At 59.1% G+C, this 13,907-nt stretch carries 17 protein-coding genes and 4 pseudogenes; 7 read left to right on the forward strand and 14 right to left on the reverse strand.

The annotated features are described in order from the left end of the window. The 6 genes and pseudogenes from EOA32_RS21950 to EOA32_RS40000 all read right to left on the reverse strand — a co-directional run. A pseudogene (locus tag EOA32_RS21950) lies at positions 1-356 on the reverse strand (nitrate ABC transporter substrate-binding protein); the annotation flags it as partial. Positions 357-384: 28 nt separating this feature from the next. Beyond that, complete coding sequence (locus EOA32_RS39990) at positions 385-1,314, reverse strand: TauD/TfdA family dioxygenase (RefSeq protein ID WP_245499355.1); 930 nt, start codon at positions 1,312-1,314, stop codon at positions 385-387. A gap of 111 nt (positions 1,315-1,425) precedes the next feature. After that, positions 1,426-2,601 (reverse strand): annotated as a pseudogene (locus tag EOA32_RS39995) (LLM class flavin-dependent oxidoreductase); the annotation flags it as partial. A 139-nt stretch (positions 2,602-2,740) separates the two neighbouring features. After that, complete coding sequence (locus EOA32_RS21960; RefSeq protein ID WP_128372875.1) at positions 2,741-3,094, reverse strand: hypothetical protein; 354 nt, start codon at positions 3,092-3,094, stop codon at positions 2,741-2,743. Positions 3,095-3,606: 512 nt separating this feature from the next. Next, positions 3,607-3,912 (reverse strand): hypothetical protein, encoded by a 306-nt coding sequence (locus tag EOA32_RS21965; RefSeq protein ID WP_128372876.1) that lies wholly within the window; start codon positions 3,910-3,912, stop codon positions 3,607-3,609. Between the two features lie 192 nt (positions 3,913-4,104). Next, positions 4,105-4,301: pseudogene (locus EOA32_RS40000) on the reverse strand (hypothetical protein); the annotation flags it as partial. 434 nt (positions 4,302-4,735) lie between these two features. Here EOA32_RS40000 and EOA32_RS21970 point away from each other — a divergent pair. Beyond that, positions 4,736-5,203, forward strand: coding sequence for a hypothetical protein (locus EOA32_RS21970; protein ID WP_128372877.1), 468 nt, complete (start codon positions 4,736-4,738; stop codon positions 5,201-5,203). 296 nt (positions 5,204-5,499) lie between these two features. On the opposite strand, the gene EOA32_RS40005 is transcribed toward EOA32_RS21970, so the two are convergent. Then, positions 5,500-5,862 carry a hypothetical protein gene (locus EOA32_RS40005; protein ID WP_245499354.1) on the reverse strand — a complete coding sequence of 121 codons (363 nt, stop codon included), beginning with the start codon at positions 5,860-5,862 and terminating at the stop codon, positions 5,500-5,502. Between the two features lie 336 nt (positions 5,863-6,198). On the opposite strand from EOA32_RS40005, the gene EOA32_RS21980 reads away from it, so the two are divergent. Then, positions 6,199-6,717: a helix-turn-helix transcriptional regulator gene (locus EOA32_RS21980; RefSeq protein WP_128372878.1), complete on the forward strand. Its 519-nt coding sequence runs from the start codon at positions 6,199-6,201 to the stop codon at positions 6,715-6,717. 355 nt (positions 6,718-7,072) lie between these two features. Here EOA32_RS21980 and EOA32_RS21985 read toward each other — a convergent pair whose 3' ends face one another. From EOA32_RS21985 to EOA32_RS22000, 4 genes are read right to left on the reverse strand one after another with little or no spacing between them, the layout of a single operon-like run. Further along, complete coding sequence (locus tag EOA32_RS21985; protein WP_128372879.1) at positions 7,073-8,395, reverse strand: HAMP domain-containing sensor histidine kinase; 1,323 nt, start codon at positions 8,393-8,395, stop codon at positions 7,073-7,075. Then, positions 8,392-8,919: a hypothetical protein gene (locus EOA32_RS21990; protein WP_128372880.1), complete on the reverse strand. Its 528-nt coding sequence runs from the start codon at positions 8,917-8,919 to the stop codon at positions 8,392-8,394. The genes EOA32_RS21985 and EOA32_RS21990 overlap by 4 nt, the downstream gene beginning before the upstream one ends. Before the next feature lies 1 nt (position 8,920). After that, positions 8,921-9,622, reverse strand: coding sequence for an FkbM family methyltransferase (locus EOA32_RS21995; RefSeq protein ID WP_128372881.1), 702 nt, complete (start codon positions 9,620-9,622; stop codon positions 8,921-8,923). Between the two features lie 4 nt (positions 9,623-9,626). After that, positions 9,627-10,256: a response regulator gene (locus EOA32_RS22000; protein WP_128372882.1), complete on the reverse strand. Its 630-nt coding sequence runs from the start codon at positions 10,254-10,256 to the stop codon at positions 9,627-9,629. 228 nt (positions 10,257-10,484) lie between these two features. Between EOA32_RS22000 and EOA32_RS22005 the strand changes: the two genes are divergently transcribed. Next, positions 10,485-10,739, forward strand: a complete 255-nt coding sequence (locus EOA32_RS22005; RefSeq protein WP_128372883.1) for a hypothetical protein — start codon at positions 10,485-10,487, stop codon at positions 10,737-10,739. Here EOA32_RS22005 and EOA32_RS38745 read toward each other — a convergent pair. The 3 genes from EOA32_RS38745 to EOA32_RS22015 all read right to left on the reverse strand — a co-directional run bounded on the left by EOA32_RS38745 (position 10,736) and on the right by EOA32_RS22015 (position 12,043). Then, complete coding sequence (locus EOA32_RS38745) at positions 10,736-10,900, reverse strand: hypothetical protein (RefSeq protein ID WP_189407306.1); 165 nt, start codon at positions 10,898-10,900, stop codon at positions 10,736-10,738. The two genes, EOA32_RS22005 and EOA32_RS38745, sit on opposite strands and share 4 nt — an antisense overlap. Beyond that, complete coding sequence (locus EOA32_RS22010; RefSeq protein ID WP_128372884.1) at positions 10,897-11,151, reverse strand: thermonuclease family protein; 255 nt, start codon at positions 11,149-11,151, stop codon at positions 10,897-10,899. Before EOA32_RS22010 ends, EOA32_RS38745 begins: the two co-directional genes overlap by 4 nt. Positions 11,152-11,431: 280 nt before the next feature. After that, on the reverse strand, positions 11,432-12,043 hold the full coding sequence (locus tag EOA32_RS22015) for a hypothetical protein (RefSeq protein ID WP_128372885.1): 612 nt from the start codon (positions 12,041-12,043) through the stop codon (positions 11,432-11,434). Positions 12,044-12,131: 88 nt separating this feature from the next. Here EOA32_RS22015 and EOA32_RS22020 point away from each other — a divergent pair, with 88 nt between their 5' ends. The 4 genes and pseudogenes from EOA32_RS22020 to EOA32_RS22035 form a co-directional block, all read left to right on the forward strand. Further along, positions 12,132-12,788 carry a lytic transglycosylase domain-containing protein gene (locus EOA32_RS22020; protein WP_128372886.1) on the forward strand — a complete coding sequence of 219 codons (657 nt, stop codon included), beginning with the start codon at positions 12,132-12,134 and terminating at the stop codon, positions 12,786-12,788. After that, a complete protein-coding gene (locus tag EOA32_RS22025; protein ID WP_128372887.1) occupies positions 12,766-13,116 on the forward strand; it encodes a TrbC/VirB2 family protein in 351 nt (116 codons plus the stop codon). The genes EOA32_RS22020 and EOA32_RS22025 overlap by 23 nt, the downstream gene beginning before the upstream one ends. A 4-nt stretch (positions 13,117-13,120) precedes the next feature. Further along, positions 13,121-13,414, forward strand: a complete 294-nt coding sequence (locus EOA32_RS22030) for a VirB3 family type IV secretion system protein (RefSeq protein ID WP_128372888.1) — start codon at positions 13,121-13,123, stop codon at positions 13,412-13,414. After that, a pseudogene (locus EOA32_RS22035) lies at positions 13,411-13,907 on the forward strand (VirB4 family type IV secretion system protein); the annotation flags it as partial. The gene EOA32_RS22030 and the pseudogene EOA32_RS22035, both read left to right, overlap by 4 nt.

Below are 13,907 nucleotides of genomic sequence, written 5' to 3' on the forward strand. Positions count from 1 at the left end.
GCATCATGGCTCCCGGCCGAGGCCAGATATTTCGTCTGAAGGCCGCGCGAGCGGCCGACGATCGAAGGCAGATCGCCGAGGCCGGCAGCGAAATCAAGTTGGCCGGCGGCGAGCGACTCGTTGAGAGCCGGGCCGGCGCCGCGGAAGAACGTCCATGTGATCTTTGTGTCGGGCACGTCCTTGAACTCGGCCTCGACAAGCTTCTGCACATTGGCCACGGCGACATAGTCGCCATAGGCATAGGGCCGGTCGTCGATGCCAGTTCCGGGATAACCGATGCGGATGAGGGTCTCGGCCGACGCGGGACCGGTGGCGAGAAGGCCGGCGATCAGGGCTGCGATATGCGCGAATTTCATGAGTGAGGATCCTGGCTGGAGGGGAGGGTCAGGCGGCGCGGGTGACGGCGTCGCGAACTAGCTTCTTACGGGTGACGCTGTGGCGGCCGTCGACGCTCACCGGTACGTCGCCGTCGAGAGTGGTGCGGCGTACGACACGGGCGCTGTCGCCATAGTCGTTGACGGCGTAATGCTGGGTGGCACGGTTGTCCCAAATGGCGACGTCGTTCGCTCGCCAGCGCCAGCGCACCGTGTTTTCGATGCGCAGGACATGAGATTGGAGGAGGGCGTAGAGCTGCTCGGAATCGCTCTTCGAATAGCCGACGAAACGCTGCACGAAGGAGCCGAGTATGAGTGAGCGCTCGCCGGTTTCCGGATGGACGCGCACCACGGGATGGTCGGTCTCGTAGACGGTGGAAGCAAAGACCTCTTCATAGTGGCGGCGATCGGCCTCGCTCGCATGCGGGCGCTGTGCGGCATAGTCATAGGCATTGCTGTGGGTTGCCCACAGCTGTTCGGCGGTCGCCTTGAGTGCCGGTGGCAGGCTGTCGTAGGCGGCCACTGTGTTGGACCAAACCGTATCACCGCCGACCTCGGGAATAGTCACACCGCGCAGGATCGAGATTTTGGGATAGGCGTCGACGAAGGTAACGTCTGTGTGCCAGGCATCGGCGCGGCCACCACGCGACGAATCAAGTTCAAGGATCGAGGTCGTGCCGTTGCGTACATGCTCGGTTGGATGTGGAACAAGATTGCCGAGGCGCTTGGAAAAGCGCTCCTGCTCGATATCGGTGAGCTGATCCTGGTCGCGAAAGAAGATCACCTTATGCTGCAGAAGCGATGCATTGATGGCTGCTATCGTCTCGTCGGAAAGGTCGCCCGAAAGCTTGATGTCGGCGATCTCGGCGCCGATCCGCGCGGCAACCGGTTTGATCGTCAGCGCGGATAGGGTAGGGCGAGGTTGGGTTGATGTGGTCATGAGGGACTGCTCCTTGGTTGGGCCGCCGGCGTGGCTCGGCCCTTTGCCGGTTGGTTGATCGGGACTTCGATTATTCGGCCGCCTGGCTGCCGGGTTCGCGGTGAGGGGCCGATGAGCGGGATGCTTCAGGCCGAGGTTCTCGCGAAGGGTGCGGCCCTCATATTCGGTGCGGAACAGGCCGCGGCGGCGCAGCTCCGGGATGACCAGCTCAATGAAATCGTCGAGCCCGCCGGGCACGGTCGGCGGCATGATGTTGAAGCCGTCGGCGCCGCCCTTATTAAAGCGCTCTTCGAGTTCGTTCGCGATGGTCTCGGCCGTCCCGACGAGCTGCCAATGGCCGCGCGCACCGGCGATGGTCTCGTAGAGCTGACGGATGGTGAGATTTTCCCGCCGGGCTAGATCGATGATCAATTGCTGGCGGCTCTTGCCGCGCTCGGTCTCGCTCAGGTCCGGCAGCGGCCCGTCGAGCGGATAGGCGGAAAGATCGACACCACCGGAGAGGTTCGACAGCAGCTCCAGCCCGACGTCGGGATGGATCAGCGACTGGATCTGCTCGAATTTTTCGCGGGCCTCGGTTTCGCTTCGCCCGACCACTGGAAAGACGCCCGGCATGATCTTCAAATCATCGGGATGGCGGCCATACTTCTCAAGCCGTCCCTTGAGGTCGGCATAGAAGCTCTGCGCCTCCGGGAGCGTTCGCTGCGCCGTGAAGACGACCTCCGCGGTGCGGGCCGCCAACTCCTTGCCCGCCTCGGAAGAGCCGGCCTGGACGACGACCGGGTGACCCTGCGGCGAGCGCGAGACCGTCAGCGGTCCGCGCACCCGGAAATGGCGTCCGCGGTAACCCAGGATATGCATTTTCTCCGGGTCGAAGAAGAGGCCGCTTTCTTTGTCTCGCAGGAAGGCGTCATCCTCCCAGCTGTTCCATAGGCCGAGCACAACATCAGCGAATTCTTCCGCCCGTGCGTAGCGGTCCTGATGGGCGAACTGGCTGATATTGCCAAAATTCTCCAATTCGAGCGGATTGGACGAGGTCACGAGGTTCCAGCCGGCCCTGCCGGCGCTGATCTGATCGAGCGAGGCGAATTTGCGGGCCAGGTTAAACGGCTCATTGAACGTGGTGGAGGCTGTTGCCACCAGGCCGATGCGCTCCGTCACCATGGTAAGCGCCGACAGGAGCGTCAGAGGCTCGAAGCCGACGGCCCATTCGTCGGTCCGGGAGAGGGATTTGAGATCATCCGTATGGGCCGCGACTCCATCCGCCAGGAAGATCAGGTCGAACTTCGCGCCGTTCTGCCGCTTGGGCAAATGCGATGCGCTGCCTGAGGCTCGTCGTCGCATCCGCGGCGGTGTGCGGGTGGCCGTTAGCCCTCCGAGAGCCTGGGGCGTTTGCGGAACCATGCAGGCACGTTTTCCGCCCGTGGATTCAGCTCGGGCCGAGGGCATGCCGCAAATTTCCTAGTTCCGAAAGCAGCCGTTGCCCAGCGGCTTGGAGTGTTTTGACTGTTTGTTCAGCTTCGTTCTCTTCGATAACAAGGACCGTACGTTGCGGCTGCTTTGATCGGAAGGCAAGCGTCCGCAAGACGAGCAACCAACCCCCTCGTTGGTCGAGCACGACTTTGCCGACACCGTGGCTCAGCGACGTGCGCAGGCCCTCATGGGTGCGGAAGGCCGATAGTGCTGCTGCCGATGCCTTTCCTTCCAAAGAGAAAGCTCCGGCTGGGCCGATCAAAGTTGCCAATTCTTCGAACCGTTGCCCGACCAGATGGGGCAGTTTCACGACAGTGCCTCGCTGTGTGATATTCGCTAGCACCAAAAGCGTCTCACTAACGGCTGCCTCGCTTCGCGCAAATAGATCGAGGCAACGCCCACGCCAAGCGTTTGCGGCCATGTGAGCCCGAGGCCACCGGGCGTCGTCGACAGTAGGGATAGGGCTCGTTTCGGTATCCATATGGGAACGGATGGTAGCAGCCGAAACTTACCAACACGTTGGCCGTGAGAGCACGGGGATGCATCATTGTGTCGACATACGCTCTCCCAAATGCATCGCCGGCAACGCCTCGATCGGGGTGCCGCAGCGCATGGCGTTCGGCAAGATCGAGCGGTTGCTGACGATCGAACCCATCCGTTCACACCGATACGGCTTGATTTCACCTGTTATTTTAGAGCTCTAAAACTCTTATGCAACTTTAAGTTGCAATCTGGACGGGAGCGGTTGCTAGGTCGCCGGTCTGCAGGCGCTACGCCCATTCGAAGTCCAGCAACGCACAATGTAGGCGGCCAGGAGGCGCATCACGGCGGAGATGGCCTTCTTGCCGTTTCGTGGGCGGTGTCTTGCAATGCTGGGGCGATCTCCCAACCCGCAGAGTCGATGATGACAATGACATCGGGAGAAAAAGCGTCGTTGCTGAGAGGAACTCTTTCCACCGCCTTGCCATGATCGACTTTCTGCCAATGACCGGCGCGCGGTCTGGCGATATCATGATAATCGCAGGCCCGCGCGACATGCTGGTCGCGGATGCCGAACTCGCGCGCGATCTCCGTCATAGGCCTCGACCAGACCAGTTCGTAAAGCGCAGTACGGCTCATCTTCAGCATGTCATGTTTCCTCTGGATCGCGGACCGGCAGCAGCAGAATGTTGCCATGTCGATCTGACGGGTTCGCAATTTTTCATGCGCTACGGCCTTTCATCAGATGACGCTCGCTGCTTCTGTGAGGGTGCGATCACGCTCGAAGCCGCTTCCCTCGCATCGCGGCAGTTGTCTCGCGCAAAAACATCGGGCTCGAAATCAAACTTCCCCCTCGTCATAGGTCAAGGGGTGGCTATGCTGCCAGGGCGATCCCCACTCACGATTCACGATTGTGGGCTCCCGAAATACGATGTCTTGATCGACCGGGATGTTGAGCCTGTAGCCGGGCCGGGTTTCGAGCCTTGGCTGCACATCGATGTTCGTGTTCGCTCCGCAATCCGGCCGAAGCTTTCCGCGCCTTGCCAGATCGAGGCGAAGGGAGTTGAGCTGGTCGGCGAAGGCGCGCGGGGCCCCCTCCATCCAATTGCTTTAATCGCCAATACCGACGGTCATCGGCGAATCGCGGCATCGGCTCTTCTCTGGCCCTGGTATTTCCAGAGGTGAACGGCTTCTGCTGTCCGTATACACCACCTCCCTTCGCCTTGACCCCTCCCCTTGTGAACTTCCAATACCAGCAAAAGCCCCTTGCCGGCGTTTGCCTCACAACAATCCCTAGTATAGTGTCAAGGGGGTATCTGACGACAGCCCGGGGTGGGCGGCGTTGACGAACATCGCCGCACAACCCGAAGTGACGACGTTGGCCGCCTCCAAAGTCACCGCTTCGTACGCCCAGCTTGATCGCAACTTGATCTAAATAGCGCCTGACATTAGCAACGCAAGGAAGGATAGGATGCAAAAGGCGGTTCTTTTTACAACAGCGCTGATGAGCACGTGTGCGCTCGCGATGGCGGCTGACCAGAATGATAAGCAGAGATCTGGGACGGGAAATCCGATGTGGCCTGCTTCGTTGAAATGGGACTGCAACACAGCTGCGAAAATCATCTGTGAGCGTGACGGACGTTGCACGACCACCGAGGACCATGCCGATTTCATCCTGGATTACGACGACAACATCGTCGAGTTCGGCGTGGGTCGCATCAGGATCAAGCGGCACTACCAGCAGACTGTGCAGGACAGCCCCCTGCAACAGGAGGTTAAGGTTGAGTTGGCCGACAATCGTGTTCTCTGGCTGACGGCTGTGGATGCCAGCCGCACCTATTCGGAAGCATGGGTCGGCGCGATGAGCGAGTTGAAAGGCGGCGTGGTACTCATGGAGTCCGAAGGTGTCTATTGTACGCCGAAGAAGTCAGAAAAATAAGCGTAGGAAGCCTGAGCGAGGCTCAGGCGGCATTCTGGTCACTGGCGAAATAGCCGGGTTGCCACAATCTAGATTTCCAGGGCGCAATTTCTTGCCCGGTGCTTCGAAAATCGCTTCTGGCCTTTCACGGTCCTCGGGAGGCCTGATCGTCAAGCGTGCGACAATAAACCCACATCCCGCGGCCGGCCACGTCCACGTCGATTTTCAGATGGCTGGAGCCCGTCACACTGACCGCCGCCATTGATCGCAGATATGACCTTTGTTGAGCTGAAGATTATCATCGGCAATTGGGAGTCTCATCGCATGTTGAGATTGAACCAGCTTTTCCGGCGGATGCCGTTCGCGTCGTCATATTCGATGTACCAGGGCTTTTCGCGCAGCGCTCGCGGGATGGTGTAGAACGTGGATCTGTCTCCTGCAAAAGACCCTCTGCCATTGCTTATCGCCTGGACCTCAGCCGGCACAAGTTTCCCGTCGACTTCAACCTGGACCTGTCGAGATCCAGCGTTATTATTATGGCCGAAACGACCACTCGTGCGAATTGCCGATAACGTGAGCTTGTCCGCCCCGATCTGACACAGGTTCGGCTCGCCGCGCATCCCCCGGCCGATCGGAGTCGGTCCGGCCGGTCGCTTGCCAGCCGGACGGACAATCCTCATACTTGTCGTATCTTGCGGCGCTGGAGTTGGCTTGCGGACATGTCGGCCAGCTAAAGCCAGGATCCTTCATCGCTGCAATCAACCGATGGACGGGCGGATGGCACGAGGGTGTGCCCTGCCAGTCGCCGGACAGACACAGGAGAACCTGACAGCCCCATTCTGATGCCCGTGATTCGGACGGCAAACAGGCGGCGCTTGCGACAGCGGTGGCGCCTATCAAGAGGTATTTGAGCACGGTGCTAGCCCTTGTTCGATGCGATAAATGATACTTTACTATGGATTTCTCGTGCGTAAAAGGGCAGACCGAAAGGCAAGTTCGTGCGAATACACCGATTTATGAAAAGAGATGACCAGGGTGTGGTCGACAATCCGTTGCGCGCCAACATCGCGACGGCGCTGGAGCGCGAAAGAGTCAGGCGCGCCCTGCCCCATATACGTATGGCGGAGCTTTTCCGGAGCGTCGAAGGCGAAGCGCTTGCATACCGAACCTATATTCAGACGATGCGCCAAAAGAACAATGTCACACTGACAACCCTGCAGTTCATGGCAACCGCCCTGCAGGTGTCCATTGCCGAATTACTCGCCGGCGGCAAAAAGCTCCCCGAATGGGCGCGCGAATTGGACGAAACCGCGATCCGCCAGCGTCTTGCCCATATCATTAACACCGAAAGGAAACGGCGCACCATGCTTCGCTATGAGATGGCCGAGTTGATCGGCGTCGCCGAGGCGACGTATATGAAACTGGAGCGTGCAAACGGCAATGTCAGCGTGGACACGATCGCCGCAATCGCCAAGGCGTTGAAACTTGACCCGGCGACCTTCCTCTTTTCCGAGAAAGTTCCCGCGCCCGGATGACCTTCGCCTTCTCGTGGCAGGACTGACGCGCAGGCGCTGCATTCGGAACGATCGCCAGCAGTGCCAACCAGCGGCATAAGCGACCGTGATTTCGCGACCCGTGGCAACTGCGACGAAGCTTGTGCTTCGGCCCGTTCTGTAGGGGCTCGCCTTGTTGGGGAGCAGCGGATGACCGTTGCAGCCAAGGAAACCTAACAGCGCCACGAAAGTCGTGGAGGAGCCCGATCTCCGACCGTAACTGAACCGCGTCCTCGACCTGCGAAGCGGTGGCGCCGCGGACACTAATTGAACCCGATGGGACGCCCGGCGAGGTCAGGATGAAAGTGCGGTGCGGCGAATGGCGAGAGCTGGGGGCTTATGGCGAACCGCGCGGCGAGCCTGTCCATTTTCGCGCTTTCCCAAGGATCGACCCGTAGACTGTGGCAGTGGTCGAAGGTACAGGGATTCTGACCTGGACGATCGTTCCGTGGCCGAGAGCACTGCTGACGATGAGCTTTCCTCTGAGGGTCGATACCATTTGAGAACACGCAGTCAGCCCCAGACCGGTGTGATTTCCCGCCCGCGTGGAAAAGAAAGGGGCAGTTGCTTTCTCAGCAATCGCGGGCGCCATGCCTGCACCTTTATCGGCGACTTCGAGGACCAAGTAGTTACGCCGCAGGAAGCGCCGTCGCTTGACAGTCGCCGAGACGAAGATTCCTGGGTTTTCGATGCCGGACAGGGCAGCCAGAGCATTGTCTATCAGCTCATTGACCAGCAGCCGGAATGGCGTTGCCGGAACCGGTTGAACGCGCGCCGCGGCATCGGCCAAGAGCCGAAAAATACCAGGCCGATCTTTTGCGAGGTCTTCGAGCAATTGGCCAAGCGGGACGGTGGGGGAATTTTGAGGGACGTAGGCGATTTGAAGCAAGCTGTCGGTAATTGTTTCAAGCTCGGCCGCAGCCCCTCGCGCTGCCTTGATTATTTCATCGCTTAGCGGCTTGTCGGGTCGGGCGCGATCGAGGAATAGCCGCAAGGCCGTGACACGGGAACGCGTCATGTGCGCGAAGAGTGAGGCGAACGAGCGCATATGCTGGTCGCGGCGTCGCACGAAGGCATAACGCTGGGAGACAATGAGATAAAGCGTAGCTCCCAAGCCCAGTGCAATCGCGAAGATGAACCAGTTGCGCGAAGCGGCAATGTCAATGCTGGCGGTCTGCTGCAAGGTCATGCTGTGATCGACGGTCGCGCTTGAAATCTCGTACATGGACTGCTCCAGTTTCGACATGTCGTCGATCGCTCGAGAATAGTCCGTGCGACTCTGTACGATCGGCGCGATTTTTTGCTCCAGCGTCTGGCGGATTGTGTTTAAAAGCTCGGTTTCGTGATCGGGAAAAAAGCGACGTAGGTAGGGAAGGTTCTCCAGCTGCGCAACGTTAACGCTTACCAGCGCCATCTGCCGATCTATATCCGGATCAAGCTTGCCGGTTTCGTCGGCCAGTCGCAGATACCCGTACACCCGCAAAAGTCGTTCGCGAATCTGGGCTGCGCGCCACTGGATCTCGTACGTCTGATTGAGGATGGCATCTGTCTCCTGCCGATAGCGGTTTGACTGGACGAATGTCCAGCCGCTCAGGCTGAGCGCCATGGCCATGCCGAGATACGGCAAAGCAGCGAATAGGCGGCCGCTCAGAGACTTCATTGTGCTGAACGCAGGATGACCGGAAAAAAGACCCAGATCGAATTCCTTGCGGGGACATATGAGGCCGGCAACTGGTCAAAAGGCCAAACGATGAAGATAGGGCCTTTCTCGGTCATACTGATTGGCCGGAAATCTTTACCGGGGGAGCAAGTCGACCCGTCTTTGTCGCTGCATTTGCGTTCAATCGCCAGTATCGGCTTGTAGGACCGGATTTCGTCCATGTGAATTTCGGAAACGAAGTCGTCGTAAGCGATGATTTTAAGATCCGCCGCGTCGGCCAGGCCAGTTCGCTTAAGGACCGATTCAAGCAGAGGGCCCCGGTACACGATGGTTTCGTGTTCGTGTGTCCAGGGCGTGCGTGTGTCATAGGTCTGTTGCTCGAAGTCGGATTGCAGTTGCTGCACAGTGAAAACGGCGATGGTCTTGCCGGAGGCATCTTCGATCCGCAGTTTGTTGGGATCGCCCGGCATGTCCTCGGCGGCACTGGCAAGCGGAAGAGCAACCGCAAGGATAAAGGCAAGCATACTACGCAACATCTTCTGCGTCCTCATATTCGCGGGGTCCATCGTTCTTGGCGAAGAGCACGCAAGGGCCGCGAGAGCCACGCGGATCGTAAGCAAAACCTTTGGCGGAAAGAGCCAGGGTGATGTGGCGGATGCCCTCAAGGCCATAGAGATGATCGTGCAATTCAAGGAAAATACGCTCGATGCCGGGCAGCGACGCATGCTGCAGAAGTTCTTTTTCAGCACCTTCTATGTCCATCACGAGGACATTGATCTCATGGCGCGCGATGAAGCGATCGACGTCTGCCGAGACGATCAGCAGCTCCCGTTCATATGGTCCCTGATTTCTTTCCACGGAGGACATCCAGAGGTCTTCCCTAACGTAAAACGTAAAAGCGCGGGGTGGCCCTGCCGTGAGGATGCCTTGCGAAAACCTGACGTTTTCGAGGTCGTTGGCGGCAATGACGCGCTCGGCGAGAGCTGCTGTTGCCGGGTTCGCTTCAAAGGCCCACACCTTCACTTCCGGGATCTTTGCGATAAGGGCGGTGATGATGCCAATGCCGGAACCGAGCTCCAGTACGCGATCGCGCTGCTTGACGGCCTTCGATATCCATTTCGCCTCTTTCGCCTCGTAGGTCTGACTGTGAAGCGCCTGCCAGATGACGGGGGAAACCTCCTGTGGTTCGACGGGGACCTTGATGCCATGAACGGTCAACGACACCATCGGATCAAAGCCCCCGCGGTAGTGGGTGGCCTTGCCTCATGAGTTTTGCGCGGGCCTGTTTGAAGTATCTCTCGGCCGACCCGGCATCGATACCGAACCGGTCAGCCATGTACGCAAAGATCTCCTTCCGTTTCACGCCAGTTGCGCGGTGCGCCATCAAGTCGATGATTTCCTGCTCACGCGGGGTAAGCACCGAATAGCGGTAGTCGGGCTTTGTCATGGCGACGCGCGAGAGGCGCAACGCGAACCCTTTCGTGGAAATATCGTCCAGCACATCGCTGAATACGCCTGGAGGAAGGCCGGTCTTGCCAAGGTAGGCGGCCGCACCGATCTGCCGGAATTCTTCGGCCTCGAAACCGTTGTCAGTGCCGGTGACGACAACATGGATCGCGCTCGGTGAGGCTTCCACTATCTTGTCGACGACAGCAATGCGGTCAGCCTGCGAGGTTGGGTCGAAGCCGGGCAGACCGGGATCGATAACGACGAGGTCGAAGTTGTTGTTCTGAAGCTCGCCGGCCGCAATTTCTAGCGTTTCGGCGCCCAGGACACTACAATCTTCGAAGCTCGCTTGGACTTCGTTCATTAGCGCCAGCCGCATGAGCGTCTGATCTTCGATCACGAGTGCACGAAACATTGAAGCTAATCCCTCCACGCAGACGCCCCTCGCCCAGTGTTCGGAATTGTTCGGCCGAAAATCGGGATGGTCTCATCCCTATTAAATTCTACCTCGAAATGTATCAGTGCCGGACGGTTGTGCGCTGGGAGTAGGACGATGCCTATTCAGCTGATGTGTAGCAACGGGGAGATAACGAAGGCGGATGGGATCGCGAATCTCATCGCTGCACATCGTCGGAGCGTGGCAATGGTCGAGCGCCTCGGCAAGCGGCTGATGGAGGCCGAGGAGGTGGACGCGACCCTGATCGCCCGCCGGCTGGACGCAGTCATGGCGGAAGAAGCCGCCATGCGCCGGCGTGCCGCCTCCGCGCCCGTGGCCAATGTTGCGGAAATGAAAATGAAGGCGGCTCACTTCAGACAGTTGATGGGCCACAACTGGTGCGAAGTTGATATTGAAGATCTGCACGAGCTGCTACGATCCTTCACGACGTTTCAAGCTTAGGAAAACATCGCTGAAAACCACGCCGCCACGATGTTCCAGGCGGCATAGAGTCCTGCGGGCACCAAGATGATCGCGATGAAGGCGACAGCGTCGCCGATCGCGCCATCCGTGCGGCCCTCTACCGGATAATAATATTTGTGTGTTTCGTCGTTGCGGTTCATTGTTTTGTCCTCGCAGCGTGTTTCAGCAGCAATCGAACTGGATGCTGGAACGCTGTGTTCCATAAACCTGTGCGCTTCCTCTTAGCGTTGACTTCCGCGACGAGGTAGCTGCCATTGAGCGCCTCGCCCTTTGTTGTTGTTGCGGCAAAAGCGTACCCCGTCGAGATGAGAGCCGTGCCGACATCGATTGTCGCGCCAGCCAACTCTGCCGCGCACACGACAAAGACAGCCTTGTCGAGCGCGTAGCCCATTGGCTGGCACGTAACTTCCGCGTCGCCAAACAGGGCGGCCAAGTGTGCCAGGGACGCGTTTCCGCAATCGATTTTGTGGCCGTCCGGCCCTTCGGCAGTCGTTCCTCTAAGACACGACTGGACGCCATAGAGGCGGAAGACGCGGTCTCCGTCGCTCCAGGTGTCGCCCGTAAGCAGTTGAACCGACCTAGACACGGTAAACGGCGCCGGCGCAGTAGAGGCGTCGGCATCCTGAGCTAGCGTCGGTGAGCACACAGCCAAGACGACAAGAAGGGCGAAACTAGTTCGCTTCATTTTGAAACCTTTTGCCCAGGTCGGAGGAACGCTCCAGATCGGGGCGCAACGATTTTCCGTCCTTGTTGCGCCCTATCTCCGCCATGTTGAAAAACACCATTTCATCGTCGTCATAGGCAACGATGTAGGGATCGTTTGCATCGCCCGCGCCAACAAGGGAGAAACACGACACCGCGTCGGACTCTCCCTGCTTGCTTTGCAGCACCAGCGTCTTGCAAAGAACGACGGACGCACGATTGTTGTAGATCGCGCCTTCATAGTCCCGCGCCGCCTTCGTGCAGTCCCATTCCTCCGTCTTGTACGTGATTTTCTGTTGTGGGCAGGCCGTCAGGCCGCGCAACCGATACGTTACGCCGTTGATGATGCGTTCGGTCGCCGAAGGCACCTCAATTGGCGAGGTCACGGCGGTCACGTCGCGCTGATAGAGTTCGCCCTTTGCGTCATAACGCTCATAGACGAAAACCTTCACAGCCGGCTTGGCGAACTGAAGCATGTAGTCTGTTGTCGGTTGGTCGAATGCGCTCGCGGCGTTCGCGCGGCCAGCATGGGTGACGGCGCTGCAGAGCAGCACGGCTGTGAGTAAAACCGCCCGTTTCATCGAAATCCGTCCTCGACCATTGCTACCGCATTGACACTTTACTAGGGCTTCGTGTAACCCTAGTAAAGTGTCAATTTTCGGCAACATTATGAACACTCGCCTCCTCCTGCTGCTTTCCGTTTGCGGTGCCATGACGCCGCTCGGTGTGCGCGCGCAGGACATGGCATCAGAGCGCGTTGAGGTCGCATTTGCAACGCCGGCACAGGCGCTCCTGACGGCCGAAAGAAAGCCGCCGGGAGTTTGCGAGGTCGCTGACCCCTCGCAAATTGCCCGCCTGGTGCGCTCAATCGCGCAAGATGAGGGGTTCGACGCTGACCTGGCCGAAGCTATCGCGTGGGCCGAAAGCGATCTCGGCGCCAATCAGGGTCCGTCGAGCGCCGGGGCGGTAGGGATCATGCAGCTGATGCCTGGTACGGCATCGGATCTCGGCGTGAGCGACCGGTGCGACGCAGCGGCGAATGTGCGCGCCGCGATTCGCTATCTGAAGTCACTCTATAATGAGTTTCAGGATCCGTTGCTGATGCTGGCCGCTTACAACGCCGGGCTCAGCAAGGTCTATGAGCAGCAAGGCATTCCGGTGAATCCGGAAACGGCGGAATACGTCGTTAAAATTCTGAACCGCTGGAAGCTCGGCGGCGTTCTCAAAAAGTCCGCACCGACCAAATCCGCAGACCGAGCGGCGGCTACGTCTTCGGCAGGCGAGGACTCATGGCAAGACGGCCATGTCATCGATTTTGGCAACTGAAAAGGAGCTTAGGGTGGATTACAGGAGCGCAGGCAAATTCGCACTGAAACTGGCCCTGGCGGCAACGTTGGGGATAGCGCTCGCGCCGGCTAGCGCCTACGCGCAGTCGGCCGCGCCCATCGAGGGCGTGCTTGAATGGTTCGTCGGCGTTCTACAAGGCAGCATAGCGCGATCATTCGCCATTATTGCCGTCTGTTTCCTCGGCTTCTTAGCGATGACCGGGCGACTGGCATGGATGATGGCCTTTTCCATCATTATCGGCATCGCACTGATCTTTGGCGCGGCGCAGCTTGTGGATTCGGTCCGCGCGACCGCTGGGGGCGGCTGACGAGATGGATGACGAGGAAGTCTATGTCGAGCCGGTCTGCCTGCCTCTGACACGCCCTCCGATGAAATGGGGCGTGCGGTACGAGGTCTTTGCGTTGAACGGCATCCTGGCTGTGATCGGCTTTATCGCGACGAGCAGCTTCGTGCTCGGCCTGGGTGTATTTGGTTTGACACACCTGGTCAGTGCCTATCTGTGCCAACGCGATCCTTACATCTTCCACATTTTCGAACGGCGCGTCTCCAAACGCGGAGCGGTGGCGAACCTCGCTTTCTGGGGCGCGAGGAGCTACTCGCCATGAGTGTCGACGCCGACCTAAAATTTGGCCGTGAACGTCGCCGCGAAAAGCTTGCTGCGATGCACATTCCGCACCTTCGCCATGTCGATGACAATTTGATTGCGACGAAGAGCGGCTTTCTGGTCGGGGTTATCCAACTCAGCGGTCTGCCGTTTCAGACGATGGACCAGGCCGAGTTGAACAGCCGCATGTTCAACCGGAACACGAAGTTCCGCAATCTGTCGACGTCACGATTTGCGGCCCACACCACGATCATCCGTCGCCATGTCACGCCGCAGATCGAGGGCGATTTTGACAATCCCTTCGTGGCCGAGCTCGACGCCCGCTACATGGACGAGCTTCGGGCGAAAAACCTTTTCGTCAACGAGGCCTATCTGACGCTCATACGACGGCCGATGGTCGGGCGTGTGGGATGGGTGGATAAGGCGCTCAATGCGTTTCGCATTACGACCGCCGGCGAAGAGACGCGCGACGAGGCGATTGCCGAGTTGCATGA

This window comes from Mesorhizobium sp. M1A.F.Ca.ET.072.01.1.1, assembly GCF_004023325.1.
Classification (GTDB): Bacteria; Pseudomonadota; Alphaproteobacteria; order Rhizobiales; family Rhizobiaceae; genus Mesorhizobium.